The organism is Afipia birgiae 34632 (assembly GCF_000308295.2).
GTDB classification, from domain to species: Bacteria; Pseudomonadota; Alphaproteobacteria; order Rhizobiales; family Xanthobacteraceae; genus Afipia; species Afipia birgiae.
Genome location: NZ_HG326653.1, coordinates 820934 through 845353 on the forward strand (window position 1 = coordinate 820934; position 24420 = coordinate 845353).

General features: G+C 65.0%; 26 protein-coding genes and 1 pseudogene. 23 read left to right on the forward strand and 4 right to left on the reverse strand.

What is annotated here, in order from left to right:
- Positions 1–24: 24 nt before the first annotated feature.
- The 23 genes and pseudogenes from BN32_RS17855 to BN32_RS17965 all read left to right on the forward strand — a co-directional run bounded on the left by BN32_RS17855 (position 25) and on the right by BN32_RS17965 (position 19687).
- A complete protein-coding gene (locus BN32_RS17855) occupies positions 25–306 on the forward strand; it encodes a helix-turn-helix transcriptional regulator (protein WP_019198971.1) in 282 nt (93 codons plus the stop codon).
- Positions 307–324: 18 nt separating this feature from the next.
- Positions 325–1211: pseudogene (locus BN32_RS17860) on the forward strand (replication initiator protein A).
- A gap of 310 nt (positions 1212–1521) precedes the next feature.
- Positions 1522–2175, forward strand: coding sequence for a ParA family partition ATPase (parA, locus tag BN32_RS17865; protein WP_019198969.1), 654 nt, complete (start codon positions 1522–1524; stop codon positions 2173–2175).
- Positions 2172–2915 carry a DNA-methyltransferase gene (locus BN32_RS17870; RefSeq protein WP_019198968.1) on the forward strand — a complete coding sequence of 248 codons (744 nt, stop codon included), beginning with the start codon at positions 2172–2174 and terminating at the stop codon, positions 2913–2915. The genes parA and BN32_RS17870 overlap by 4 nt, the downstream gene beginning before the upstream one ends.
- On the forward strand, positions 2912–3166 hold the full coding sequence (locus BN32_RS17875) for a hypothetical protein (protein WP_019198967.1): 255 nt from the start codon (positions 2912–2914) through the stop codon (positions 3164–3166). Before BN32_RS17870 ends, BN32_RS17875 begins: the two co-directional genes overlap by 4 nt.
- Positions 3163–3681 (forward strand): DUF2840 domain-containing protein, encoded by a 519-nt coding sequence (locus BN32_RS17880; protein ID WP_019198966.1) that lies wholly within the window; start codon positions 3163–3165, stop codon positions 3679–3681. Before BN32_RS17875 ends, BN32_RS17880 begins: the two co-directional genes overlap by 4 nt.
- Positions 3678–4223, forward strand: a complete 546-nt coding sequence (locus BN32_RS17885) for a S26 family signal peptidase (RefSeq protein WP_019198965.1) — start codon at positions 3678–3680, stop codon at positions 4221–4223. The genes BN32_RS17880 and BN32_RS17885 overlap by 4 nt, the downstream gene beginning before the upstream one ends.
- A 67-nt stretch (positions 4224–4290) precedes the next feature.
- Positions 4291–4638, forward strand: a complete 348-nt coding sequence (locus tag BN32_RS17890) for a DUF736 domain-containing protein (protein ID WP_019198964.1) — start codon at positions 4291–4293, stop codon at positions 4636–4638.
- Positions 4639–4707: 69 nt separating this feature from the next.
- Positions 4708–5403, forward strand: a complete 696-nt coding sequence (locus BN32_RS17895; protein ID WP_019198963.1) for a lytic transglycosylase domain-containing protein — start codon at positions 4708–4710, stop codon at positions 5401–5403.
- A gap of 247 nt (positions 5404–5650) precedes the next feature.
- Positions 5651–7414 (forward strand): relaxase/mobilization nuclease domain-containing protein, encoded by a 1764-nt coding sequence (locus tag BN32_RS17900; protein ID WP_040426911.1) that lies wholly within the window; start codon positions 5651–5653, stop codon positions 7412–7414.
- 22 nt (positions 7415–7436) lie between these two features.
- Positions 7437–9419 (forward strand): conjugal transfer protein TraG, encoded by a 1983-nt coding sequence (locus tag BN32_RS17905; RefSeq protein WP_040426912.1) that lies wholly within the window; start codon positions 7437–7439, stop codon positions 9417–9419.
- 4 nt (positions 9420–9423) lie between these two features.
- Entirely contained in the window at positions 9424–9852 is a 429-nt protein-coding gene (locus BN32_RS17910) for a ribbon-helix-helix protein, CopG family (RefSeq protein WP_040426647.1), read from the forward strand.
- A 307-nt stretch (positions 9853–10159) separates the two neighbouring features.
- Entirely contained in the window at positions 10160–11140 is a 981-nt protein-coding gene (gene trbB / locus BN32_RS17915) for a P-type conjugative transfer ATPase TrbB (protein ID WP_040426648.1), read from the forward strand.
- On the forward strand, positions 11137–11469 hold the full coding sequence (locus tag BN32_RS17920) for a TrbC/VirB2 family type IV secretion system protein (RefSeq protein ID WP_019198958.1): 333 nt from the start codon (positions 11137–11139) through the stop codon (positions 11467–11469). Before trbB ends, BN32_RS17920 begins: the two co-directional genes overlap by 4 nt.
- Entirely contained in the window at positions 11469–11750 is a 282-nt protein-coding gene (locus tag BN32_RS17925; RefSeq protein ID WP_019198957.1) for a VirB3 family type IV secretion system protein, read from the forward strand. The genes BN32_RS17920 and BN32_RS17925 overlap by 1 nt, the downstream gene beginning before the upstream one ends.
- 12 nt (positions 11751–11762) lie before the next feature.
- Complete coding sequence (gene trbE, locus BN32_RS17930; RefSeq protein ID WP_019198956.1) at positions 11763–14213, forward strand: conjugal transfer protein TrbE; 2451 nt, start codon at positions 11763–11765, stop codon at positions 14211–14213.
- 2 nt (positions 14214–14215) lie between these two features.
- Positions 14216–14980: a P-type conjugative transfer protein TrbJ gene (gene trbJ, locus BN32_RS17935; RefSeq protein WP_040426649.1), complete on the forward strand. Its 765-nt coding sequence runs from the start codon at positions 14216–14218 to the stop codon at positions 14978–14980.
- A gap of 10 nt (positions 14981–14990) precedes the next feature.
- Positions 14991–15278: a putative entry exclusion protein TrbK-alt gene (gene trbK-alt / locus BN32_RS17940; RefSeq protein WP_019198954.1), complete on the forward strand. Its 288-nt coding sequence runs from the start codon at positions 14991–14993 to the stop codon at positions 15276–15278.
- Between the two features lie 3 nt (positions 15279–15281).
- Positions 15282–16649, forward strand: coding sequence for a P-type conjugative transfer protein TrbL (gene trbL / locus BN32_RS17945; RefSeq protein WP_019198953.1), 1368 nt, complete (start codon positions 15282–15284; stop codon positions 16647–16649).
- Positions 16646–17335 (forward strand): conjugal transfer protein TrbF, encoded by a 690-nt coding sequence (gene trbF / locus BN32_RS17950; protein ID WP_019198952.1) that lies wholly within the window; start codon positions 16646–16648, stop codon positions 17333–17335. The genes trbL and trbF overlap by 4 nt, the downstream gene beginning before the upstream one ends.
- On the forward strand, positions 17332–18306 hold the full coding sequence (gene trbG, locus BN32_RS17955; RefSeq protein ID WP_019198951.1) for a P-type conjugative transfer protein TrbG: 975 nt from the start codon (positions 17332–17334) through the stop codon (positions 18304–18306). Before trbF ends, trbG begins: the two co-directional genes overlap by 4 nt.
- Positions 18306–19457, forward strand: coding sequence for a TraB/TrbI/VirB10 family type IV secretion system protein (locus BN32_RS17960; RefSeq protein WP_019198950.1), 1152 nt, complete (start codon positions 18306–18308; stop codon positions 19455–19457). Before trbG ends, BN32_RS17960 begins: the two co-directional genes overlap by 1 nt.
- Before the next feature lie 2 nt (positions 19458–19459).
- A complete protein-coding gene (locus tag BN32_RS17965) occupies positions 19460–19687 on the forward strand; it encodes a DUF2274 domain-containing protein (RefSeq protein WP_019198949.1) in 228 nt (75 codons plus the stop codon).
- A gap of 62 nt (positions 19688–19749) precedes the next feature.
- On the opposite strand, the gene BN32_RS17970 is transcribed toward BN32_RS17965, so the two are convergent.
- From BN32_RS17970 to chrA, 4 genes are all read right to left on the reverse strand, one after another.
- Entirely contained in the window at positions 19750–20895 is a 1146-nt protein-coding gene (locus BN32_RS17970; protein ID WP_347335061.1) for a LysR family transcriptional regulator, read from the reverse strand.
- Entirely contained in the window at positions 20813–21214 is a 402-nt protein-coding gene (locus tag BN32_RS17975; protein WP_162161320.1) for an invasion associated locus B family protein, read from the reverse strand. The genes BN32_RS17970 and BN32_RS17975 overlap by 83 nt, the downstream gene beginning before the upstream one ends.
- Positions 21215–21830: 616 nt before the next feature.
- Positions 21831–22868, reverse strand: a complete 1038-nt coding sequence (locus tag BN32_RS17980; RefSeq protein WP_019198946.1) for a Cj0069 family protein — start codon at positions 22866–22868, stop codon at positions 21831–21833.
- Positions 22869–22999: 131 nt separating this feature from the next.
- Entirely contained in the window at positions 23000–24415 is a 1416-nt protein-coding gene (gene chrA / locus BN32_RS17985) for a chromate efflux transporter (RefSeq protein ID WP_019198945.1), read from the reverse strand.
- Between the last annotated feature and the right edge of the window lie 5 nt (positions 24416–24420).

The window sequence follows — 24420 nt, forward strand, 5'->3', positions numbered from 1 at the left end:
GCAAACACCACGAAAGGCCGATCCATGCGACCTGAACTCGCCGTTCTCCCGCCGCGCTTTCTGCGCACCAAGGAAGCCGCCGAATTCCTCGGCCTCTCCGCCCGAACACTGGAAAAGCACCGGACCTACGGAACCGGCCCGGCTTATCGAAAGCTCGGCGGCCGCGTCGTCTACGCCATCGACGATCTCGAAGCCTGGGCCGATCGCGGCGCCGTCACCTCGACCTCCGATCCGCGCGGTTCGGTTCTTCCCGCCAAGCGCCAGTCGCCGACGCCGCCGGCGCGCGCAGGACGATACGCACGCTGACAGCGCACGATTTTCCGAATGGCGGCGCGGCACCAGTCCCCTTCGGAGCGCGGGCAGCTCGATCTGTTCCGGGCGCTCCCCGGCGACTTCGCGCCGCGAGACGCGCAGGATCTCATGGCTTATCCGTTCTTCTCCCTCGCCAAATCGAAACGCATCGCGCCCATCGATTTCAAAGCCGGCGATGTGACCATCCGTGTCGAGGCCGTGCCCGATCACGGCATGGCGACCATCTGGGATGCCGACATCCTGATCTGGGCCGCGAGCCAGATCGTCGAGGCGCGCGACGCAGGCCTGCGCACCTCCCGGCTCATGGCGACGACACCTTTGAGATTTTGACCTTCGTCGGCCGTGGCGTATCGCTGCGCGATTACCAGCGCCTGAAGGCCGCGCTCGACCGGCTCCAATCCACTACCGTCGCAACCTCGATCCGCCAACCGGCGGAAGGCCGTCGGCATCGCTTCTCGTGGATCAACGAATGGCAGGAGCGAACCGATCGCGACGGTCGCCCTGTCGGCGTCGAGCTGATCCTGCCGGACTGGTTCTATCGCGCCGTTCTCGATGACGCGCTCGTTCTGACCATCGACCGCGCCTATTTCGATCTGACCGGCGGGCTCGAACGCTGGCTCTACCGCGTCGTGCGCAAACATGGCGGCCGCCAGTCCTTCGGCTGGAGCTTCGACTTCGCTCACTTGCACCAGAAATCCGGCAGCCTCTCGCCGCTGAAGCATTTCGCCTACGACCTGCGCGACATCATCCGCCGCCAGCCCCTGCCTGGCTACCGGCTCGCCATCACGCAGCAGGTCGGCGGTCCCGAACTCCTCACCTTCGTCGCAACCGATCCGACTTTTTTCACCCCGCCGCGCCCGCGACGGAAACCGTCAACGCGCTTTGGGGACAAGCTGTGAATTCACTCGTGCTATCGGGGACCGCCCCTATCGTGCCATCGGGGACCCGATCCTCGTGCTATCGGGGACCGGAAACGACGATTCATCGCCGAGATTCAAAGGCTTGCGACGGCCGTAACTTCTCTAACCTAGATTCCTTCGGAATCTTTCTAACGCCCCCGCACTGTTGCACGCCTGCGGATAACCTCCGCAACGATGGCGCAAAGGCTGGAAACGGCTGGCAATCCGCCGTTGTTTTGCTCCTCAAATCGGAGACCGGGTTTCCTTTAATCGTGAACTGGCCTGGCAAGTTCACGAACGGAGGCGCGTCATGATCGTAGCGCTCCTCAATCAAAAGGGTGGTGTCGGCAAGACGACACTCGCGCTGCATCTCGCCGGCGAATGGGCCGGGAAGGGGAAGCGGGTCACGCTGATCGACGCGGACCCGCAGGGCTCGGCTCTCGACTGGTCGCAACAACGCGCCCGTGAACGCTCGCCGCGCCTGTTCGGTATTGTTGGCCTTGCGCGCGATACCCTGCATCGTGAGGCGCCCGAGTTGGCGCGCGACGTCGATCATGTCGTGATCGACGGTCCGCCGCGTGTCGCCGGCCTCATGCGCTCGGCGCTGCTCGCAGCCGACCTGGTGCTGATCCCGGTGCAGCCGTCTCCACTCGACGGTTGGGCCTCGGCGGAGATGCTCGCGCTTCTGAACGAAGCTCGCATCTATCGCCCCGGCCTTGCCGCGCGGTTTGTCCTCAACCGTTGCGGCGCGCGCACTGTCATCGCTCGCGAGACGGCCGAGACGCTGGCCGATCACGATCCGCCGGTACTGCGCACGGCGATCGGGCAGCGCGTCATCTACGCCGACGCCGCGCAGTCGGGCCGGCTCTCTTTCGAGATCGATGACGACGGTCCCGCCGCTCGCGAGATCGCTGCGCTCGCCAGCGAGATCGAGCAACTTCGCATCGGGAGGATCGCACCATGACGATCCTCACCGGCGATTGCCGCCACCTCATGCCGGCGCACGGCCCGTTCGATCTGATCCTCGCCGATCCCCCTTATGGCGACACGTCGCTCGCCTGGGACCGGCGGGTCGACGGCTGGATCACGCGCGCTCGCGATGCGCTGCGCCCGACCGGCTCGTTGTGGGTGTTCGGCTCGCTGCGATGCTTCATGGCGACCGCCGACCGCTTCGCCGACGCGAGGCTACGCGTCGCGCAGGAAATCGTCTGGGAGAAGCAGAACGGCTCCAGCTTTCACGCGGATCGCTTCAAGCGCGTGCATGAACTGGCCGTCCAGTTCTATCCAACCGAGACGCCGTGGCGCGACATCTACAATGATGTGCAGACGACGCCCGATGCGACGGCGCGCACCGCGCGACGGAAGCAACGTCCGCCGCATACCGGCCAGATCGATGCCGGCCACTATCTCAGCCATGACGGCGGCCCAAGGCTCATGCGCTCCGTCATCTACGTGCGCAATTGTCATGGTCGCGCGATCCATCCGACCGAGAAACCGTCAGCGCTTCTCGAAATTCTGATCCGCACGAGCTGCCCCGAAGGCGGCCTGGTCGGCGATTGGTTCGCCGGTTCCGGCGCGGCCGGTGAAGCCTGCCGGCTCAGCGGCCGTCGTTATCTCGGCTGCGAGATCGATGCCGTCATGGCTGAGCGCGCCCGCGCGCGCATCGCAGCCCTGCTGCCGTTCCATGGTGGAGGCGCGGCATGACGGAGCGCGCCGACAAACGCCGGTTTGTGTCCCGGCCGGGCAATCCCGAAAAATGGATCAGAGCGACTGAGCCGCAACCGCCCGGCATGGCTGCCGACAATGCGTTCACCGCCCGCTTGACCATCGACATCACGCCTGAACTGCGCGGTCGCATCAAGGTCGCGGCCTTTCGACGCGGGATCACCGTCGCCGAGGCGTTGCGCGAGCTGCTCGCGCGCGAATTTCCACCCATCGCGGGAGATCAGCCATGACGGGCAGAGCGGCCCATCGCGCGCGCAGCCGTCCGCGGCCGGACGGGCCTGCGCCGTTCACGACATTGGTCGAACTGACCTTCCAGAAACAGAAGGTCGAGCACTGGATCAGGTTCGGCCGCAAGAATTACGAACAGATCCTCGATCGCCGCCGCAGCATCGTCGGGTTCGCGCCGAACAGCATCTTCGCCTTCGTCCGCTGGGCGGCGGGCGAGTACGGCACGATCATCTCGCGCATCGACATCGTGCGCGCGGTGTGCCGCGGCGAGCCGTTCCAGACGCTGCCCTTCGTGCGTCCTGGCGGCGACATCCTGCTCAAGATCGAGAGCTGGCCGAAGGTCGAACGCGTGCTGCAGGCGATCGACGCGATCGAGCGTCTCGGCATCGATCCCGCAGCGGTCTCGCCCGACCACTGGCGGCATATTCACAACCGAATGACCGCCGGCCAGGAACCTCGCGCCTACACGTCAGACCAACATCACGTCTACCTGCTGCGCCGAAAGGTCGAGCCATGACGCGCTTTGGCTTGATATTCACGACGGCGCTCGCGGCCATGGGCGTCGGCTATCCCGGCCTCACGTCGATGCCGACCAAGCTGATCTGGAACGCCTCCGCCAGCGCGCCGATCGGCTTCTACTCGATCGACTTCGAGGGGCTGTTCGAAGTCACCGATCTGGTCGCCGTCGATGCACCGGAACCACTCGCTACCTTCCTCGCCGAGCGCGGCTACCTGCCGAAGGGCGTGCCGCTGCTGAAGCGTATCCTCGCCGTGTCCGGGCAGACGGTTTGCCGCTCGAACCTCGCCATCACCGTCGATGGCGTCAATGTCGGCGTGGCGCTCGATCGTGATCGCGCTGGCCGCGATCTTCCGGTCTGGCAGGGCTGCCGCCGCATCGCGACCGGCGAAGTCTTTCTCATGAACTGGCAGGTCAACGACAGTCTCGACGGCCGCTATTTCGGCCTGACCTCCACCGACCAGATCATCGGCCGCGCCATCCCGCTGTGGAGCGACGAGGGCGGCGACGGCCGTTTCGAATGGCGCGCACCGACGCGCTGACCGCCTTTCCTTCGGCGGGAGCGGTGCCCGTCGACGGATTTCCAACCTCACCGCCAAGGAGACCATCATGCCGCAAATCGGACAGTTCACGCGCGAGGAATCCCGTATCGTCGGGCGCATCGAAACATTCACGCTTTTCCACGACATCGTCATCGTTCCGGCCGATCCGTCGGATGCGGAGAATGCGCCGGACTACCGCGTCCATGACCACGATCCGGGCGTCCGAGACATCGGCCCGGAGATCGGCGCGGGCTGGAAACGCACCGGCGAGAAGGCCGGCGAATACATCGCGCTGGTGATCGACGATCCGGGTTTGGCGCAGCCGATCCGCGCCAACCTATTCCGTGACGACGATGCCGGCAGCACCTGGTCGCTGCACTGGTCGCGTCAACGCGATCGCGGCGAGAAGGAGTGAGTGATGCTTGGCTCTCGTTCGCCGACGAGCCATCTAAATGTGTCCGGGTTGCATCGCGCGGCCCGGCGCATGGCTCTTCTTCTCCTTTCCGGCCTTGCCGTCGTGTACGTCATGCCGGCGGTCACGATGGCGCAGAGCTTAGCCGTCGCATCGGCCTCGGCCGGCGATCCTTATGCCGCCCATATCACTGAGGCCGCGACGCGCTTCCGCTTGCCGGCCACTTGGATTCGCGCCGTCATGCGCACGGAAAGCGCTGGCGATCCGCGCGCCATTTCGCCGAAGGGCGCGATGGGTCTGATGCAGATCATGCCGGCGACATGGGCGGAGCTGCGCGCTCGCCATCGTCTCGGCGGCGATCCCTACAACGTGCGTGACAACATCATCGCGGGTAGCGGCTATATCCGCGAGCTGCTCGATCGCTATGGATCGCCGGGCTGGATCGCGGCCTATAACGCCGGTCCCGGCCGCTACGACGAAGCGTTGAACGGCCGCCCGCTACCGGCGGAAACCCGCGCCTATGTCGCCACTGTCGCGTCGGCCATCGGCTCCGGCGGGACAATGATGGCGGCTGCCGATCCGCTCGCCTGGATCCGCGCACCGCTGTTCATCGCGCAGCCGGATCGTAGATCAGCCGCCGATCCTGTGCCGCCCGGCCGTTCATCCGTCACCGCTCCGAATGCAGCCCCGGCGCGCGATCTCTCCGCCATCGTTCCACGATTGGGCGGCCTGTTCGTCGCGCGTTCGGGCGACAGGACCACGCCATGAGCCTGCTCGGCATCTGTCGCACGGTCTCGGGCTCCCGCGTGTCATGGCGTGCGAAGAGGGGGGAGACAGGGAACGACCGACTGAGAGGGCAAGGTAAAAGCCCATGCCTGGATCAACGCAAGCCATTGGTATGGCTTGCGTTTTCGCGGGCATGGCGGTCGGTCGCGGGCATGCTGCCCGGATTTCGCGAGCGTTTTCAACGCTTCGATATGCACGCCGCGATTTGCGCGCCGATCGGAGCGCCGGCATGAGCGAGCGCGACAGCGACTTCCGCATCAAGCCGGGCCGCGTCCGTTCGACGCGCGCGCCGAGGACAAAGAGCTTCGTCAATCAGGTGCTCGCCGCCGCACAGCGCGCTGGCCATACGTCTGGCGGAGCGCCGGCAGGCAAGGCTGGCCGGCGCCTTGGCCACTCGACCTTCGGACGCGGCCGCAACATCTTCGGCCGCTCGCGGATCTTCTCCCCGCAGCGCCGCGTCGTCATCAAGGCGCGGATCGCTCGCCATCGGGGCAAGGCGTATCGCTCGGCGCCGCTGACCAGCCATCTCAGTTATCTCAAGCGCGAGGGCGTGAGCCGCGACGGAGAGAAAGGCGTCATGTTCGACGCCGGAACCGATCGCGCCGATGACCTCGCCTTCGCCGAGAGGTGCAAGGACGACCGGCATCATTTCCGGTTCATCGTCTCGCCCGAGGACGCGGCCGAGATGATCGACCTCAAAGCGTTCACCCGCGACCTTGCCCGGCAGATGGAAGCCGATCTCGGCTCGCGCCTCGACTGGATCGCCGTCGATCACTGGAACACCGACAATCCCCATGTCCATCTTCTGGTGCGCGGCGTCGACGAGACCGGCGCCGATCTCGTCATCTCGCGCGACTATATCAGTCGGGGCCTGCGCTCCCGCGCTATGGACCTGGTCGACATCGAACTCGGCCCGAAGCCCGAGCATGAGATTCGCAACGCGCTGGAAAAGGAAATCACCGCCGAACGCTGGACCCGCATCGATGGCGAGATTCAACGCGTCGCCGACGAAACCGGCTTCATCGATCTGCGGCCCGACCAGAGCGGTCCCGCCGATCCTGAACTGCGCCGCCTCATGGTCGGCCGCCTCCAGCATCTTAAGAAGATGGACCTTGCGTTCGAGGGTGAGCCCGGCCAGTGGACGGTCGGACTCGGAGCCGAACGCACGTTACGCGAGCTCGGCATCCGCGGCGACATCATCAAGACCATGCACCGCGCCTTCGCCGGGCGCGATCAGGATCGCGGCTTTTCCGATTTCGTGATCGACGGCGGCGCAGCCGAAGCTCCGATCATTGGCCGTCTCGTCGATCGCGGCCTGCATGACGAGCTGAGCGGTGAGGCCTATGCCGTCATCGATGGCGTCGACGGGCGTGCGCATCATGTCCGCTTTCGTGACATCGACGCCTTCGAACGCGCTCCGGCCAATGGCGGCATCGTCGAGGTTCGCCGCTTCGGCGGCCCCGAGGACGAACGTCCGACGCTCGTGCTCGCGACGCGCTCCGATCTCGATCTTCAGGCGCAGGTCACGGCGCCCGGCGCCACCTGGCTCGACCATCGCCTTGTCGAGCGCGAGGCGATGCCGCTCGCTCAATCAGGCTTTGCGCAGGAGGTGCGCGACGCCATCCATGCGCGGGCCGATCATCTCGCCGATCAGGGACTGGCGCGCCGGGACGGCCAACGCATCGTGATGCAGCGCGATCTTCTTACGACGCTGCGTCGGCGTGAAGTCGATGCTGTCGGCGAGAAGCTTACGGCCGAGACCGGCCTGCCGCATGTGAAGGCACAGGCCGGCGAGTACGTCGCCGGCACCGTGCGCCAGCGCCTGACGCTGTCTTCCGGCCGCTTCGCGATGATCGACGACAGGCTCGGCTTCCAGCTCGTCCCCTGGTCCCGCGACCTCGAACGCAAACTCGGCCAGCACGTCGCCGGCGTCGCCAAGGATGGCGGCGGCATCGAGTGGGCGATCGGCCGCAAGCGCGATCTCGGCATCTGACAACCACGGAAAGGATCTCGCCATGTCCGCAACCAAAATCCTTTGGGGACAGATTCTCGTCGTCACCCTCATCGTGCTCGCCACCACCTGGGGCGCCACGCAATATGTCGCCTGGCAGCTCGGGTTTCAGGCGCAGCTCGGAACACCCTGGTTCAAGTTAGGCGGCGTATCCGTCTATTATCCGCCGGCCTTTTTCTGGTGGTGGTATTTCTACGACGCCTATGCGCCGGGCACCTTCACGGAAGGCGCCTTCATCGCGGCCTCCGGCGGCTTCATCGCGATCGCTGTCGCCATCGGCATGTCAGTCTGGCGGGCGCGCGAGGCCAAGAATGTCCAGACCTACGGCTCGGCGCGATGGGCCGAGAAGAAAGAGGTGGCGGCGGCGGGTCTGCTCGGCGCCGACGGCGTGGTGCTCGGGCGGCTCGAACAGGACTATCTGCGCCATGACGGGCCGGAGCATGTGCTCTGCTTTGCGCCGACGCGCTCAGGCAAGGGCGTCGGCCTGGTCGTACCCTCGCTCCTGACCTGGCCGGGCTCGGCCATCGTCCACGACATCAAGGGCGAGAACTGGCAGCTCACCGCCGGCTTCCGTTCCCGGCACGGCCGCGTGCTGCTGTTCGATCCGACCAATCCGAACTCAGCCGCCTACAATCCTTTGCTCGAGGTCAGGCGCGGCGAATGGGAAGTCCGCGACGTTCAGAACGTCGCCGATGTCCTGGTCGATCCCGAGGGTTCGCTCGACAAGCGCAACCATTGGGAAAAGACCAGCCACTCCCTTCTCGTCGGCGCGATCCTGCACGTCCTCTATGCCGAGGAGAACAAGACGCTCGCGGGCGTCGCAGCTTTTCTCTCCGATCCGAAACGGTCGATCGAGGCGACGCTCTCCGCGATGATGGCGACGAAGCATCTCGGTGAAGCCGGTCCGCATCCGGTCGTCGCCTCGACGGCGCGCGAACTCTTCAACAAATCCGACAACGAGCGCTCCGGCGTGCTCTCGACCGCCATGTCGTTCCTCGGCCTCTATCGCGATCCGGTCGTGGCGGAAGTCACCAGCCGGTGCGACTGGCGCATCGCCGATCTCACGACCGAGGAAAAGCCCGCCACGCTTTATATGGTCGTGCCGCCGTCCGACATCTCGCGCACCAAGCCGCTGATCCGCCTGGTCCTCAACCAGATCGGCCGCCGTCTCACCGAGGATCTGCACGCCAAGGAGCGCAAGCACCGCATCCTGATGATGCTCGACGAATTCCCGGCGCTCGGCCGCCTCGACTTCTTCGAGTCGGCACTCGCCTTCATGGCCGGCTACGGCATCAAGAGCTTCCTCATCGCCCAGTCGCTCAACCAGATCGAGAAAGCTTACGGGGCCAACAATTCGATCCTCGACAATTGCCATGTCCGCGTCAGCTTCGCGACCAATGACGAGCGGACCGCCAAGCGCGTCTCGGATGCGCTGGGGACCGCGACCGAGATGAAGGCGATGAAGAACTATGCCGGGCACAGGCTCTCGCCCTGGCTCGGCCATTTGATGGTGTCGCGTTCGGAAACCGCCCGGCCGCTGCTCACCCTAGGCGAGATCATGCAGCTCCCGCCGACCGACGAAATCGTCATGGTCGCCGGCACGCCGCCGGTGCGGGCGAAGAAGGCGCGCTATTACGAAGATGCACGGTTCCGCGAGCGCGTGCTGCCGCCGCCAGATTCGCAAAAATCGGGGCGCACCCGTCATAAGGATGGCTGGTCGACTCTCCAGCCGCAAAAGCCCGATCCCGCGCTGGTAGCCGCCCACAAGCCCGACAAGGCCAATGCGGGCCTGCGCCGCGAACCCGAGCTTCCCGACCATGTTGCGATCGTCAAGGAGACGACCGAGATGCGTCCCGCCGAGGAGTTCACGCGCATCCTCGACGACGAGCCGGAAGACGTCGCGCGCCAGCGCCAGGCGCTGCGTCGCCAAATGACCGGCATCGCCCGCCAGGTCGCACTCGATCCCGGCGACAACATGGAGCTGTGACACCATGCGCGACCGTCTCAATCTCACTTTGCCCGCCGAACTCATCGGTCGCATCAATGAGCTTGCCGATCGCAAGAAATTGCCTCGGTCCGCGATCGTCGAGGCGGCCGTCAGTTCGTTCCTGTCGCCCGACCACGCGGACGCGCGCGAAGCAGCCTTCGCCCGCAGGCTCGACCGGCTGTCCAGACAGGTCCAGCGGATGGAGCGCGATCTCGGCGTCACCGCCGAAACACTGGCGCTCTATGTGCGCTTCTGGCTGTCGATCACCCCGCCCGTGCCGCCGGACGCCCACGCTGCCGCGCAGGCCAAAGGCCGCGAGCGGTTTGACGGCTTCGTGGAGACGCTCGGCAAGCGATTGCAGAAGGGCCAGAGCTTCCTGCGCGAAATCCCGGACGATGTGCCGGGCGCCGCGCCGAGCGAAGTGTCGGAATAGCCTGCTGCCCTTGCGCCCGTCGACCATAGTGCCGCGTTGAAAATCTCGATCATTGCCCGACGAACGGACGCAGTCGGCAAAAACAAATGGCGCAGCACCAATGCCGAATCTGTCTATCGATCATCGAACCTTCCTTCCGACGACCTTCTTGTCGCTCACCTCGGATCTGTGATTCCGCCGATCTCCTGTATTTGCGCGCTACACTACTACGCCTCTGTTTTCTTGTTGAAGTGGCCTCAGATCTGGCTCTTTTAATCAGCCCCGCATGGGGGTGCGTCTGTCAGTCCCGGCTGGAAATCGGGGCGATATGGCGGCTATGCATCAATATTCGGAACGTCACGCGCGCGGCGCGCGCATGCTGCGCACGGCGCTCGGTCCAGCCATCGCGCGGTTTCTGGAAGATGCTGCCGTCGTCGAGGTAATGCTGAACCCGGACGGGCGCATCTGGATTGATCGTCTCTCGGAAGGGCTGGCTGATACGGGCGAGCGACTGTCGGCGACCGATGGCGAACGCATCGTGCGTCTGGTCGCGCATCACGTTGGCGCGGAGGTTCACGCGCGGAGCCCGCGTGTCTCCGCCGAGCTTCCCGAAACTGGTGAACGCTTCGAAGGGTTATTGCCTCCCGTTGTCGCGGCGCCTGCCTTCGCCATCCGCAAGCCCGCCGTCGCGGTGTTCACGCTCGACGACTATGTCGCCGCCGGCATCATGTCCGCCGATCAGGCCGCGTCGCTACGTATCGCAGTCGTCTCCCGCGCCAACATTCTTGTCGCAGGCGGCACCTCGACCGGCAAGACCACGCTGACCAACGCGCTGCTGGCCGAAGTCGCCAAGAGCGCCGATCGTGTCGTCATCATCGAGGACACGCGCGAGCTGCAATGCGCCGCGCCGAACCTCGTCGCCATGCGCACGAAAGACGGCGTGGCGACGCTCTCCGATCTCGTGCGGTCCAGCTTACGCCTGCGGCCCGATCGCATTCCCATCGGCGAGGTGCGCGGCGCCGAAGCGCTCGATCTCCTCAAAGCCTGGGGCACCGGCCATCCCGGCGGCATCGGCACGATCCATGCCGGAACCGGCATCGGTGCGCTGCGCCGGCTCGAACAGCTCATCCAGGAAGCCGTCGTCACGGTCCCCCGCGCGCTGATTGCCGAGACCATCGACCTCGTTGCCGTCCTCTCCGGCCGCGGGTCCGCGCGCCGGCTGGCCGAACTCGCCCGCGTCGAAGGGCTCGGTCCTGACGGCGACTACCACATCACCCCTGCCACTTCGAACTCCATGGAGCCCGCATGATCCGTACAGCAATCCGTATCCGCCGCACCTTCGCGACGGCGGTCGCCGTCGCCACCATCAATCTCATTCTGCTCCCGGCCGCCCATGCCTCCGGCTCTTCCATGCCGTGGGAGCAACCGCTTCAGAAAATCCTTCAGTCGATCGAAGGGCCGGTCGCCAAAATCGTCGCGGTGATCATCATCATCGCGACCGGCCTGGCGCTCGCTTTCGGCGACACCTCCGGCGGCTTTCGCCGTCTGATCCAGATCGTCTTCGGGCTTTCGATCGCCTTCGCCGCGTCGAGCTTTTTCCTGTCCTTCTTCTCCTTCGGCGGCGGGGCGCTGATCTGATGGCTGCCGCCTTCGAACAACTCGACGCCGTGCCGGGATATTCGGTCCCGGTCCACCGCGCACTGACCGAGCACATCCTGCTCGGCGGCGCGCCGCGGTCCATCGCAATTCTGAACGGGACGCTGGCCGGAGCCGTGGGCCTCGGCCTGCGCCTCTGGCTGGTCGGCTTGGCTATCTGGGCCGTCGGCCATTTCGCGGCGGTGTGGGCGGCGAAACGCGATCCGCTCTTCGTGGAAGTCGGCCGCCGCCATCTGCGTATCCCCGGTCATCTGTCGGTCTGAGGAGCGCGATCCATGATGAATCTCGCCGAATATCGCCGCTCGGCTTCGCGCCTTGCCGACTATCTGCCCTGGGTCGCGCTCGTCGGCCCCGGCGTCGTGCTCAATAAGGACGGCAGCTTTCAGCGCACGGCGAAGTTTCGTGGCCCCGATCTCGATAGTGCTGTTGCCGCCGAGCTGGTCGCCGTCGCCGGCCGCATCAACAACGCCTTCCGCCGTCTCGGATCGGGCTGGAGCATTTTTGTCGAAGCGCAGCGCCATGAGGCCGCAACCTATCCCAATAGCGTCTTTCCTGATCCGGCCTCTGGCCTCGTTGATGCCGAGCGCAAGGCCGACTTCGAGGAAGAAGGGATCCATTTCGTATCGGGCTATTTCCTGACCTTCCTCTATCTGCCGCCGGCCGAGGAAGCAGCACGCACCGAAGCCTGGCTCTATGAGGGCCGGGAAAAGTCAGGCGTCGATCCGCATGAGATTCTGCGCGCTTTCACCGATCGCACCGATCGCGTTATCGCGTTGCTCGATGGCTTCATGCCGGAATGCGCCTGGCTCGATGACAGCGAGACGCTGACTTACCTCCATTCCTGCGTTTCGACGAAACGTCATCGCGTCCGTGTTCCCGAGACCCCGATCTATCTCGATGCGCTGCTCGCCGATCAGCCGCTGACCGGCGGGCTGGAGCCACGCCTTGGCGATCAGCACGTTCGCATCCTCACCATCACTGGCTTTCCGACCGCGACCACGCCCGGCCTGCTCGACGATCTGAATCGGCTGGCGTTCCCGTATCGCTGGTCCACGCGGGCGATCCTGATCGACAAGACCGACGCCACGAAGTTGCTGACGAAGATCAGACGGCAGTGGTTCGCCAAGCGCAAGTCCATCGCCGCGATCCTCAAGGAGGTGATGACCAACGAGCAATCCGTGCTGGTCGATACCGATGCGTCGAACAAGGCGGCTGACGCCGATATGGCCTTGCAGGAACTCGGCGCGGACGTGGCGGGCATGGCTTATGTCACCGCGACCATCGCCGTCTGGGATGCCGATCCGCGTCTCGCCGATGAGAAACTGCGCCTCGTCGAGAAGGTCATTCAGAGCCGCGACTTCACGGCCATGATCGAAGGTGTGAACGCCGTCGATGCCTGGCTCGGCTCGCTCCCCGGACATGCCTACGCCAATGTCCGCCAGCCGCCGGTCTCGACGCTCAATCTCGCCCACATGATCCCCCTCTCTGCTGTGTGGGCGGGGCCGGAACGGGACGAGCATTTCGGTGCGCCCCCGCTGCTCTACGGCAGAACGGAAGGCTCGACCCCGTTCCGGTTATCGTTGCACGTCGGCGATGTCGGCCACACGCTGGTCGTCGGCCCGACCGGCGCGGGCAAATCGGTCCTGCTTGCCCTCATGGCTTTGCAGTTCCGCCGCTACGACAATTCGCAGGTCTTCGCCTTCGACTTCGGCGGCTCGATCCGCGCCGCCGCGCTCGCCATGGGCGGCGACTGGCACGATCTCGGCGGCGGGCTGACCGAAGGCTCCGACGCTTCCGTGTCGCTCCAGCCGCTCGCACGCATTCACGACACCTATGAGCGTGCCTGGGCCGCCGACTGGATCGTGGCGATCCTGATGCGCGAAGGCATCACCATCACGCCCGAAGCCAAGGAACATATCTGGACGGCGCTGACCTCGCTCGCCTCCGCGCCGGTCGAGGAGCGCACCATCACCGGCCTCTGCGTCCTGCTTCAGTCCAACGATCTGAAACAGGCGCTGCGTCCGTACTGCGTTGGCGGTCCCTATGGCCGACTGCTCGATGCCGAGGCCGAACAGCTCGGCCGCGCCGCCGTGCAAGCCTTCGAGATCGAGGGGCTTGTCGGAACCGGCTCGGCCCCGGCTGTGCTCGCGTATCTGTTTCACCGCATCGGCGACCGGCTCGACGGCCGCCCGACGCTGCTCATCATCGATGAAGGCTGGCTCGCGCTGGACGATGAAGGCTTCGCCGGCCAGTTGAGGGAGTGGTTGAAGACGCTGCGCAAGAAGAACGCCAGCGTCATCTTCGCCACGCAGTCGCTCAGCGACATTGACGGCAGCAATATCGCGCCCGCAATTATCGAGAGCTGCCCGACGCGGCTCCTGCTGCCGAACGAGCGCGCGATCGAGCCGCAGATCACGGCCATCTATCGCCGCTTCGGCTTGAATGACCGACAGATCGAAATTCTGGCGCGGGCGACACCCAAGCGCGACTATTACTGCCAGTCGCGGCGCGGCAATCGGCTGTTCGAACTGGGACTCAGCGAAGTAGCCCTCGCGCTTTGCGCCGCGTCCTCCAAATCCGCCCAGACCCTGATCGCCAATCTCGTCGCCGAGCATGGTCGCGAAGGATTCCTCGCGGCCTGGCTCCAGTCCCGCGACGTCGGTTGGGCCGCCGATCTCATCCCGACTTTCCCGGCGCTCATCCCCCAGGCCGAAAAGGAGTCTTGACCATGAATATCCGTCTTTTCCGTTCGCGCGCCATGATCCTGGCCGCGACCATGCTCGCGGCGCCCATCGCGCTCACGCCGATTCTCGCAACTCCTGCGCACGCGCTGATCGTGTTCGATCCGTCGAACTATGCGCAGAACGTGCTGACCGCCGCGCGCTCGCTGGAGCAGATCACCAATCAGATCACGTCGCTCCAGAACCAGGCGCAGATGCTCATCAACCAGGCGCGCAATCTGGCGAGCCTGCCGTATTCCGCGCTCCAGCAGCTTCAGCAGAACGTCCAGCGCACCCAGCAGCTTCTCAGCCAGGCGCAGAACATCGCCTTCAATGTCCAGCAGATCGACCAGATGTTTCAGCAGAAATACGGGAGCGTCTCGATATCGGCGACCGATCAGCAGCTCATCACCGACGCGCGCTCGCGCTGGCAGAACACGGTCGGCGGGTTGCAGGACGCGATGCGCGTGCAGGCCGGCGTCGTCAGCAATATCGACAGCAACCGCACGCAGATGTCGGCGCTGGTCAGCCAGAGCCAGTCGGCGACCGGCGCGTTGCAGGCGACGCAGGCCGGCAACCAGCTCCTCGCGCTTCTCGCCCAGCAGCTTGCCGATCTCACCGCCGTTGGCGCCGCCAATGGCCGCGCGCAGATGCTGACCGAAGCCGAGCGCACGGCAGCCGCCGAACAGGGCCGCGAGCAGCGTCGCCGCTTTCTAGCGCCGGGCAGCGGCTACCAGCCCGGCAACGCCCAGATGTTCAACAGCGGTAACTGAGGGCGAGAGCATGGACGGCAAGATGCTGGCGCGCATCGGCGCAATCATGTTCGTCGCGGTCGCTATCACGGCGACCGCGATCGAACTGACCCGCAAGGACGACGCGCCGGCATCTTCGCCGATGCCGCAGCTCCACCCCGCAACCGATCCGTTGCGCGCGAGCCAGCGCCGGTGTCAGCAGCTTGGGCAGGCGGCGGCGAACGACGCCGACTGCCTGCGCGTCTGGGCCGAGACCCGCGATCGTTTTCTCGGCAAGACGGCCGCGCCCGTTGCGCCGCTGCCCCCGGAAGGGCGGTGACGCATGGGTAGTGGCGTCATCGACAATTTCCTCGGGGTTTTTACCCGCTATATCGACTCCGGCTTCGGGCTGCTGTCCGGCGAGGTCGCATTCGTGGCGAGCACGCTGATCGTCATTGACGTGACGCTGGCGGCCCTGTTCTGGAGCTGGGGCGCCGATGACGACATCATCGCGCGCCTCGTCAAGAAGACGCTGTTCGTCGGTGTCTTCGCCTATCTGATTTCTAACTGGAACAATCTCGCCAAGATTGTCTTCGATAGCTTCGCCGGTCTCGGCCTGAAGGCGAGCGGGACGGGGTTTTCCGCGGCGGACCTGATGCGTCCCGGCAAGGTCGCGCAGACCGGCCTCGACGCCGCCCGGCCGTTGCTCGAAGCAATCTCGCCCCTGATGGGCTGGATCTCGGTATTCGAGAACCTGATTCAGATCGTCTGCCTGCTCTTCGCCTGGGCGCTGGTGATCCTCGCCTTCTTCATTCTGGCGATCCAGCTCTTTATCACCCTCATCGAGTTCAAGCTCTCGACGCTCGCCGGCTTCGTGCTGATCCCCTTCGGCCTGTTCGGCAAGACCGCCTTCATGGCCGAGCGCGTCCTCGGCAATGTCATCTCCTCCGGCATCAAGGTTCTCGTCCTTGCGGTCATCATCGGCATCGGTTCGACGCTGTTTTCGCAGTTCACGCAGAGCGCCAGCGCGCAGACGATGACTGTCGATCAGGCCATGGCCATCGTGCTGGCCGCGCTGTCGTTGCTCGGTCTCGGCATCTTCGGTCCCGGCATCGCCAATGGTCTCGTCTCCGGCGGTCCGCAGCTTGGCGCGGGCGCCGCCGTAGGAACCGGCCTTGCTGTCGGGGGCGCGGCAGTGGCTGCCGCCGGAGCGGCGGGCCTGGCCGCGAAGGGAGGAGCAGCCGCCATCTCGGGCGGGACGGCTGCCGTTCGTGGTGGCGCCACGGCTGCCGGCGCTGCTTCGTCAGCCTACACCCTTGGTTCTCTCGGGCAGTCTGGCGCATCCGGCGTGGCTTCCGGTCTGGGTGGCGTCGCGCGCGCCGCCGGCTCTGCCGTCGCATCACCGCTACGCCGCGCCGCCGCCCGTGCCGGCGAGAGCGTCAAATCAAGCAACGCTGATGGCGCGAAAGCCGGTTTCGCCATGACAGGCGGCGCCTCGACCATGGGAACGGTCGAGGGCGCCCCTGCAGCCGATGCCTCATCCGCCGAAAGCCAGGCAACGGTACGCGGCGGCGCGCCCGACTGGGCCAGGCGCATGAAGCGCCATCAGGCCGTGAGTCACGGCGTCAGCGCCGTCGCACATGCCGTCCGCTCCGGCGACAGTCACGGCTCCGGCTCCTCCGTCAACCTCTCCGAAAGCGATCGCTCATGAACCCCTTCAGACGCCCCGCCACGCATTACGGCAAAACACCGCAACCTGAGACGCCGTACCAGCGCGCTGCCCAAGTATGGGACGAACGCATCGGCTCGGCCCGCGTACAGGCGAAGAACTGGCGATACATGGCCTTTGGATCGCTGATCCTGTCGGCCGGCTTCGCCGCCGCGCTTGTCTGGCAATCCGCGCGGGGGACCGTCGTGCCGTGGGTGGTGCAGGTTGACAATCTCGGCCAAGCGCAAACCGTCGCCGCCGCTACGGCCGACTATCGCCCGACCGATCCGCAAGTGGCCTGGCATCTCGCCCGCTTCGTCGAACAGGTCAGGAGTATTCCAGCCGATCCGATCATCGTCCGGCAGAACTGGCTGCGCGCCTATGAATGGACAACCGATCGCGGCGCGGCCGCGCTCAACGATTATGCCCGCGCCAACGACCCGTTCGCCAAGGTCGGCAAGCAGCAGGTCGCGGTGGAAGTCTCCAGTGTCATCCGCGCTTCGGCGGATAGCTTCCGCGTCGCCTGGATTGAGCGTCGCTACGAGGACGGAAAACTCTCCGCGACCGAGCGCTGGACCGCGATCCTAACCATCGTGGTTCAACCGCCGCGCGACGCCGAACGGCTCAAGGCCAATCCGCTCGGCATCTACATCAACGCAATCTCATGGTCGCGGGAGATGAGCCAATGACCGGGCCGACGATCCGCAAAGGCGGGATGCCGTCTTTCCGTAAATCCACAATCGCGGCTTTGCTGCTTTCCGCAAGCGTGCTTGCGGGCTGCGCGAGCAAGCCGCCGGAGATTACTTACGATTCAAGCGTGCCGCCTTTGCCCTCTGTTCCGGCCGCCGTCACCAATGATCGGCCGAGGCCGCTGCATGTCCCACCGGCGTGGACGCCTGCACGCGGAGGGGTCGCCGCAGGCACGCCGACAGCCCGCGTCGAGAACGCCAACGCCGCCGCCCGCGTTCAGCCGCGCCGCGAAGGCTATTACAACGCCATCCAGATTTATCCGTGGTCGGATGGCGCGCTCTACCAGGTCTATGCGGCGCCGGGGCAGATCACCGACATCGCGCTCGAACCCGGCGAAAGCCTGACCGGCGCAGGCCCGATCGCAGCGGGCGACACCGCGCGCTGGATCATCGGCGACACCGAGAGCGGCAGCGGCGCCACGCGGCGCGTCCATGTGCTGGTGAAACCCTCGCGCGCCGACATCACCACCAATCTCGTCGTCACCACCGACCGGCGCACCTACATGCTCGAACTGCGCTCCGGCCAGAAGCCCTATATGCCCGCCGTCGCCTGGGCTTATCCGCAAGCTCCCGGCCAGCGGCAGGCCATGCCGGCGACGCCGGTCATCCCGGCCGCCGCTGCGCGCAACTATCGCTATGGCCTCACCGGCGACAATCCGCCGTGGCAGCCGGTCGCGGTCTATGACGACGGCCGCCGCGTCTATGTCGAGTTTCCGCGAGGGATCGTCCAGGGCGAGATGCCGCCGATCTTCGTGATCGGCTCGGAGGGCGAGGCGCAGATCGCCAATACGCGCATCTATCAACACATCCTGATCGTCGACCGCCTGTTCGGCGCGGCTGAGCTACGCCTCGGCAGCGGCGACCGCCAGCAGACCGTCCGCATCGTCCGGACCGACGGGAGGCCGTCATAATGAGCGACAACTCAACCAATACCGCTGCCCCGATGCGTCTTCGTGCCGAGCCGCCGCGCGTCACCCGCCTGTCGCGCAAAGTGCTCGCCAGCGTCGCAGCGGTCGCGCTGGTCGGCATCGGTGGATCGCTGATCTACGCCCTCCAGACCCGCAATGCCGGCAAGGAGGGCGAGGAGCTGTATTCGACCGGCAACCGGCAGCCCGCCGACGGTCTCGCTGGCCTGCCGCGCGACTATACCGGCCCCGTTCTCGGGCCGCCGCTGCCGGGCGATCTCGGACGGCCGATCCTCTCCGCACAGAATGCAGGCCAACCCGTCGTGCCGCCTGTCGTTCCGGCGCCCGGCGTCGACGAGGCCGAGCAACGCCGCCGCGCCGAGGAGGAAGCCGCCCGCACCAGCACCGTGTTTTTCCAGTCGCGGGCAGGTTCGCCGGCCGCAGCCGGAACACCGACGCCGGGCCTTGCCGGCTTCGACATGGCGAGCCTGTCAGGGCTGCCCGGTCAGCAGACGGCGCAGGACAAACAGCTCGCATTCCTGAACGCGCCCGTCGATCGCCGCACGACTTCGTCGGATCGCGTCATGGCGCCAGCCTCGCCCTTCGTACTCCAGGCCGGCGCCGTCATTCCGGCCGCGCTCATCACCGGCATCCGTTCCGATCTTCCCGGCCAGATCACCGCGCAGGTCACGGAGAACATCTACGACAGCCCCACGGGACGCATTCTGCTCGTGCCGCAGGGGACACGGATCATCGGCCAGTATGACAACAATGTGCAGTTCGGCCAGCGCCGGGTGTTGCTCGTCTGGAATCGCCTCATCATGCCGAACGGTCGCTCCATCGTGCTGGAACGCCAGCCCGGCGCCGACACGCAAGGCTATGCCGGGCTTGAAGACGGCGTCGATTACCACTGGTGGGACCTCGCCAAGGCCGCCGGCCTTTCCACCTTGCTCGCGGTCGGCTCCGAACTCGCCATCAGCGACGAGAACCGATTGCTGCGCGCCATTCGTAGCGGCGGGCAGGACACCATCAATGATGCTGGCCAGCAGATCGTCCGCCGTCAGCTCAATGTCGCGCCGACGCTGACCATCCGGCCGGGATTCCCGGTCAGGATTGTCGTCACGCGAGATCTGGTACTCGAAGCATACAGGGGGTAGTCATGACCAAGCTCAAACTCGGCCCCATCGCTGACGACAGGCCGGTGAAGATCGCGCTGGAGCTGCCGGCGACCTTGCATCGCGATCTCTTGGAATACGGCCGCCTCCTCGCCGATGGCGGCGCGCCAGTCGAGCCGGCCAAGCTCATCGTGCCGATGCTGGAGCGCTTCATCGCCACAGATCGCGGGTTCGCCAAGGGGAGGCGCGTCTCTCGTTCCGAAAAGGTTTGATCTGTATCGGGGGACGGAATTCTCGCCCTTGATCGTTCACGCGTATCGCCATTGGAACGGGCTTATGTCCGCATCTTTGAGGCCATCGAACGCGCGAGGTTCAAAAGTTTGTCGGCGGCGGGGTTGTTGTTCCTCGCCGACCACACAGCACTGAAGGGCAGGACTTCATTGCGGATCGGCCGATACCTGATCCCCGGCATCTGCATCGCGATCGTCGCCTCGCTGGTCAGCGTCAAGCCGCGCTCGAGCGAAACAAAAGCCAGTAGGCTGTCCCGACCGACGAATTGCGGATTGATCTCCGGATGCCGGCCGAGGTCCGCTAGATGCTGGACCAGATAGTCGCGGATCTCCTCGCCGGGCGCGGTGTCACTGACGATGAACTTTTCGCTAGTCAAGTTCTCCCATTCCAGCTCCTCGTGCCGACAGAGATGATGTCCATCAGGCAGCACGACAAACACGCGCTCGGTCCAGAGCTGTTCGGTCTCGCATTCCGGCCAATCGACGGTTCCGGTGATGAACGCCAAGTCGAGCCGAAGCTGTCGAATGGCCGCGATATGTTCGGAAGGATTGCCGTCGATCAGTTCGACATGGACCCCGGGATGTTCTTTCGCGAAAGCATCCAGAAGTTCACGCAGAAAGCCGGAGGCGATCGAGGAGAAAATGCCGGTCCTGATCCGTCCTTCTCGCCCGTACGCGACGACGGCGGCATCTCCAGCGCCCTCCTGAACGTGACGAAGCGCGCGTTTCGCCCGCGGCAAAAAACGCTCGCCGGCGTCGGTGAGCTGAACGCCCCAACTGCATCGCTTGAAAACGGCGACGCCGAGATGGCCCTCGAGATCGCGAATGCGGCGGCTGATCGCCGATTCCTGAATGCGAAGTGCAACGCTGGCCTTGCGGAAGCTGCCATGCTCGACCGCCGCCACGAAATAGCGCAGATGCCGTAGCTCGATCGCGGCGATCTGTTTGCAGTTAGCGCAGAACGGCTTGTTGGGTTTGTGCGTCAGCATGGGGCAGCCCCCCACGCTGTTTCGAGCGGGGTTTCCGGCCGGTGCCTTGCGGTCGCTCGCCGATACCGGGGCGAGACGTAACGTAACCGCGTTGAATGGTCCGCTCGGCTGGCCAACCTCAACACGACAGCCCCCCCGCGCCGTCAAGCGCAGTGGCGAAACCTTGCGGCGAGCTCGAGAACGGCGCAGCGGCCCTACCATCGGCGACAGCCTTTACCTTCAACGCTGTGCCGGAGCGGAGCACAACTGTCGTGGGCGCGTCGAAGGCGACGATGATGAGGCATCTATCCGGCACGCAGGTCCTGAAGCGCGGGGCCTGCATCGCGGGCTTGTCGTCAATCTGAAGGGACACGCCTGAATCAAGCGCGAGCCCGAATGGCATGATCAGCGTGCCTGAAACCGTATTGCCGTTCGGCGCGTTCAATTCGATCGCCAGCACACGCTGGCCTCCTGACGTGCCTGAACTTGCGATAGCGAGCAGCGCTTGGCCGTCCCATCCTGAACGCAGGCGACGCGCCAATCCCGGTAGGTCTCGCTGAGTGAGGATGCACCGCCGGGAAGGCCGGAGGCGGTCCTGCCAGCGTTTGCGCCGGCCGGTTGTGCCGACTGTGCGAGCTCGAAGCGCTGCGGCGCGGGACCGTCATAGCGCTCGATGATCGAAGCTGCCTGGCTCGGCGCAGAGATCGTAACGCCGGGCGTAATACAGATCGTTATGCCGGCTGCTATTGCGAGCATTGCGAATGAGACGCCTCCAAAGAACCGAAATTGCCCGCTCATCGTCCGAGTGTCTTTCGTTCATCGGTTGAAACAGTGGTGCCAATTGCCGGCCTAATTTGCGGCCCTCGGCCAGCGCGTTGCCATCTGTGGCGTGTCGCCGCGACGACAGGAACGCCCGAAGCCGGTCCCGGCAGCAGTCTCCAGGCCATGCATCGGTGTGGAACGCTCCTAGACAGAAAGCCGGTAACCATGCTCTCCGAAGTGTCTGATGCGGTCAGTCATGTAGAGCCAAACGTCGTAGCCGCTGCGACGCACCAGTTCGCAAAACACGTAGTCCCCTCCAACGGCCCCTTCCGTGTCATAATTGAAATGAAAGAAATTATAGGCCGCTCCCATGTTGTGGGCCTTGTAGCGATCATTCAGCGTTTCGATTGCAGTCGTTCGGCAACCCGGCGCGCGATCTCCGTCGGCGCCTCGTCGGGAATCGGAAACACCGAGCTGACATTGATTTCCCCCAGCACGTAGCTGTCGGTCCCGTCGGCGTTTGATGGACCCAGCATGAAGTCCGCATCCCATATTATTGGGAGGTCGCGTGGCGGGATGCCCAGCAAGGAGGTCAACTGCGGGGTCCACTCGTCTTCCATCAGCCGGCGCAGACGCTGGAAGCGCGGATCGGCATTGGAGGTGTAGAGTCGCGGTCCGGCCTCAGCGCGTGCCGCAGGCGCCTCGACCAGCGCCCTGACCTTCTGATGGCCAAAGCCGGCGCAGCGGTTGCCCGCCATATAGCAGCGCACCACACCTTCAGTCAGGCGCGGCTGGAACTGCTGATCGATCACGCAACCGTCTTCGAAATACGCGACGCAACGCTCTAGAAAGCGATCCAGCTCCAGCTCCTCCGCCGCATTCTTGGTGGCATCGAGCACACGTACCATCGGCTGGTTTCGTGAACTTGCCAGCGTCTCGACCTTCCAAACGCCCTGGCCGCCATTGCCGCGGTTGCGCTTAATCACACGCGGGCCGGCGGCAAGCCGCGCCGGCAATTCTGCGCGCATCTCCTCGGCCGTTCGATAGAGGGCCGTGTTGCAGCCCCAACTCATGGTGCGGGTGCGATAGAGCACGTCTTTTGTGCCCATCTTGAGAATTACATCGGGATGGGCGCTCACCCATACCCCGCTCGTCGCGATCTCGCGGAGCAGCGCGTCGAGTTTCGCGCGGTTGCGCCCCTCATGGATCGGGTTGACCCAGACCAACACACCATCAAACGCAGCAAGTTGTGCGCGCACGGCGTCCAGAACGTCATCTTCGTAGACCACCGGTTTCGCATCGATACCGACTTCGCCGAGCGCCGCGAAGACAGCCTTGAACCGGCTCGTCTCCGGCGTGGCAGTGCAGCGTGCCGCTTCATCGTCCCGCCATAGAATGGCGATGCGGCCAAGGCGAGCGGTGGACTGAGACATGGCAATCGGCCCTCGAAATACATGCAGCACCTCTCGGCGGAGAGGCCACGAAACGACACGTCGAGCGTATGGCCATGAACGCGAGGCCGCTGCTCAGCTCCCCGCTACGACCCCGATCCCGGCCGCTCCGATCAGACACCCCCAGCGAAAAGCCCATAAAGAATTCCGGCGACCGAGCAGCTACCCAACACCGTCAGCATGCCGATTTTGAAGCGGAACACCGCGATGATCGCGCCAGCCGTCAGGATAAGTGAGGGAATGTTCACCGAACTCAGGACGGGCAGATCGACCGTCGCGCCAAAGCCGCGAACCTCATGGACCTGCGAAAACAGCACATGCAACGCGAACCAGACCGAAAGATTGAGGATCACGCCGACGACGGCGGCGGTAATCGCCGAGAGTGCCGCCGACAGCGCCTTATTGTTGCGCATGTTCTCCATGAACGGCGCGCCGAGGAGAATCCACAAAAAGCAGGGAACGAAGGTCACCCAGGTTGTCAGCAACCCGCCCAGCGTGCCGGCGAGCAGAGGGTTCAACGCCCCCGGTGAGCGGTAGGCGCCCAGGAAGCCGACGAACTGCGTCACCATGATCAACGGGCCGGGAGTCGTTTCAGCGAGGCCGAGACCGTCCAGCATCTCGCCCGGCTTCAGCCAGCCATAGTGCTCGACCCCTTGTTGCGCGACATAGGACAGGACCGCATAGGCGCCGCCGAAGGTGACCATGGCCAGTTTGGAAAAGAAGATGGAAATGTCGGTGAAGACGTCTCCTGACCCGAGAAATACAAGTAGCGCAAGGACAGGCCCGCCCCAGACCAGCGCTCCGACCATCGCGACCTTGAGCGACCACGAAAGCGGAGGACGGGCATGTTCTGGAACCCCTTCGCCGAGCACGCTGTCGATGTCCGCGACCTCCTTGCCACTAAATTTGCCGTGGCTGCCGCCGGCAAGAAACGCCTTCCATCCAGCTCGCCCGCCGATATAGCCGATCAGGCCCGCCCCAAAGACCACGAGCGGGAACGGCGCCTGAAACACAGTCAGAGCAAGGAAGGCGACCGCCGCCATGCCGATCAGGACGTTGTTCTTGAGCGAGCGCCGGCCAATGCGAATAACGGCTTCGAGTACGATCGCCAGCACCGCGGCTTTCAGTCCGAAGAAGAGAGCCTGGACGGCGCCAACATTGCCGAAAATGACATAGATCCAGCTCAGCGCCATGATGGCCAGTGCGCCGGGAAGCACAAACAGGATTCCGGCGACGAGGCCCCCCTTGGTCTTATGCAGGAGCCAACCGATGTAGATCGCGAGCTGTTGCGCCTCCGGTCCCGGCAAAAGCGTGCAGTAGTTCAACGCATGCAGAAAGCGCGTATCGCCGATCCAGCGTTTCTCCTCGACGATGATCCGGTGCATCACGGCGATCTGCCCGGCAGGGCCACCGAAGCTGAGGGCAGCGACACGCGCCCAGACGCGCATGGCTTCACCAAACGAAATGCCATGAGCAGGCACATCGGAATTCTGGATTGTCGACTTATCGATCGCTTCTATTTGGCTCATGGTCA

Coding starts and splice junctions, on each gene's coding strand:
- trbK-alt (WP_019198954.1), top strand. CDS start 14,991: ATGGACGGCAAGATGCTGGCGCGCATCGGCGCAATCATGTTCGTCGCG.
- BN32_RS17980 (WP_019198946.1), bottom strand. CDS start 22,868: ATGTCTCAGTCCACCGCTCGCCTTGGCCGCATCGCCATTCTATGGCGG.
- BN32_RS17905 (WP_040426912.1), top strand. CDS start 7,437: ATGTCCGCAACCAAAATCCTTTGGGGACAGATTCTCGTCGTCACCCTC.
- BN32_RS17880 (WP_019198966.1), top strand. CDS start 3,163: ATGACGGGCAGAGCGGCCCATCGCGCGCGCAGCCGTCCGCGGCCGGAC.
- BN32_RS17910 (WP_040426647.1), top strand. CDS start 9,424: ATGCGCGACCGTCTCAATCTCACTTTGCCCGCCGAACTCATCGGTCGC.
- trbB (WP_040426648.1), top strand. CDS start 10,160: ATGGCGGCTATGCATCAATATTCGGAACGTCACGCGCGCGGCGCGCGC.
- BN32_RS17870 (WP_019198968.1), top strand. CDS start 2,172: ATGACGATCCTCACCGGCGATTGCCGCCACCTCATGCCGGCGCACGGC.
- trbE (WP_019198956.1), top strand. CDS start 11,763: ATGATGAATCTCGCCGAATATCGCCGCTCGGCTTCGCGCCTTGCCGAC.
- chrA (WP_019198945.1), bottom strand. CDS start 24,415: ATGAGCCAAATAGAAGCGATCGATAAGTCGACAATCCAGAATTCCGAT.
- BN32_RS17960 (WP_019198950.1), top strand. CDS start 18,306: ATGAGCGACAACTCAACCAATACCGCTGCCCCGATGCGTCTTCGTGCC.
- trbF (WP_019198952.1), top strand. CDS start 16,646: ATGAACCCCTTCAGACGCCCCGCCACGCATTACGGCAAAACACCGCAA.
- BN32_RS17920 (WP_019198958.1), top strand. CDS start 11,137: ATGATCCGTACAGCAATCCGTATCCGCCGCACCTTCGCGACGGCGGTC.
- BN32_RS17895 (WP_019198963.1), top strand. CDS start 4,708: ATGGCTCTTCTTCTCCTTTCCGGCCTTGCCGTCGTGTACGTCATGCCG.
- BN32_RS17855 (WP_019198971.1), top strand. CDS start 25: ATGCGACCTGAACTCGCCGTTCTCCCGCCGCGCTTTCTGCGCACCAAG.
- trbG (WP_019198951.1), top strand. CDS start 17,332: ATGACCGGGCCGACGATCCGCAAAGGCGGGATGCCGTCTTTCCGTAAA.
- BN32_RS17970 (WP_347335061.1), bottom strand. CDS start 20,895: ATGGTAGGGCCGCTGCGCCGTTCTCGAGCTCGCCGCAAGGTTTCGCCA.
- BN32_RS17925 (WP_019198957.1), top strand. CDS start 11,469: ATGGCTGCCGCCTTCGAACAACTCGACGCCGTGCCGGGATATTCGGTC.
- BN32_RS17965 (WP_019198949.1), top strand. CDS start 19,460: ATGACCAAGCTCAAACTCGGCCCCATCGCTGACGACAGGCCGGTGAAG.
- trbJ (WP_040426649.1), top strand. CDS start 14,216: ATGAATATCCGTCTTTTCCGTTCGCGCGCCATGATCCTGGCCGCGACC.
- BN32_RS17885 (WP_019198965.1), top strand. CDS start 3,678: ATGACGCGCTTTGGCTTGATATTCACGACGGCGCTCGCGGCCATGGGC.
- parA (WP_019198969.1), top strand. CDS start 1,522: ATGATCGTAGCGCTCCTCAATCAAAAGGGTGGTGTCGGCAAGACGACA.
- BN32_RS17875 (WP_019198967.1), top strand. CDS start 2,912: ATGACGGAGCGCGCCGACAAACGCCGGTTTGTGTCCCGGCCGGGCAAT.
- BN32_RS17900 (WP_040426911.1), top strand. CDS start 5,651: ATGAGCGAGCGCGACAGCGACTTCCGCATCAAGCCGGGCCGCGTCCGT.
- BN32_RS17890 (WP_019198964.1), top strand. CDS start 4,291: ATGCCGCAAATCGGACAGTTCACGCGCGAGGAATCCCGTATCGTCGGG.
- trbL (WP_019198953.1), top strand. CDS start 15,282: ATGGGTAGTGGCGTCATCGACAATTTCCTCGGGGTTTTTACCCGCTAT.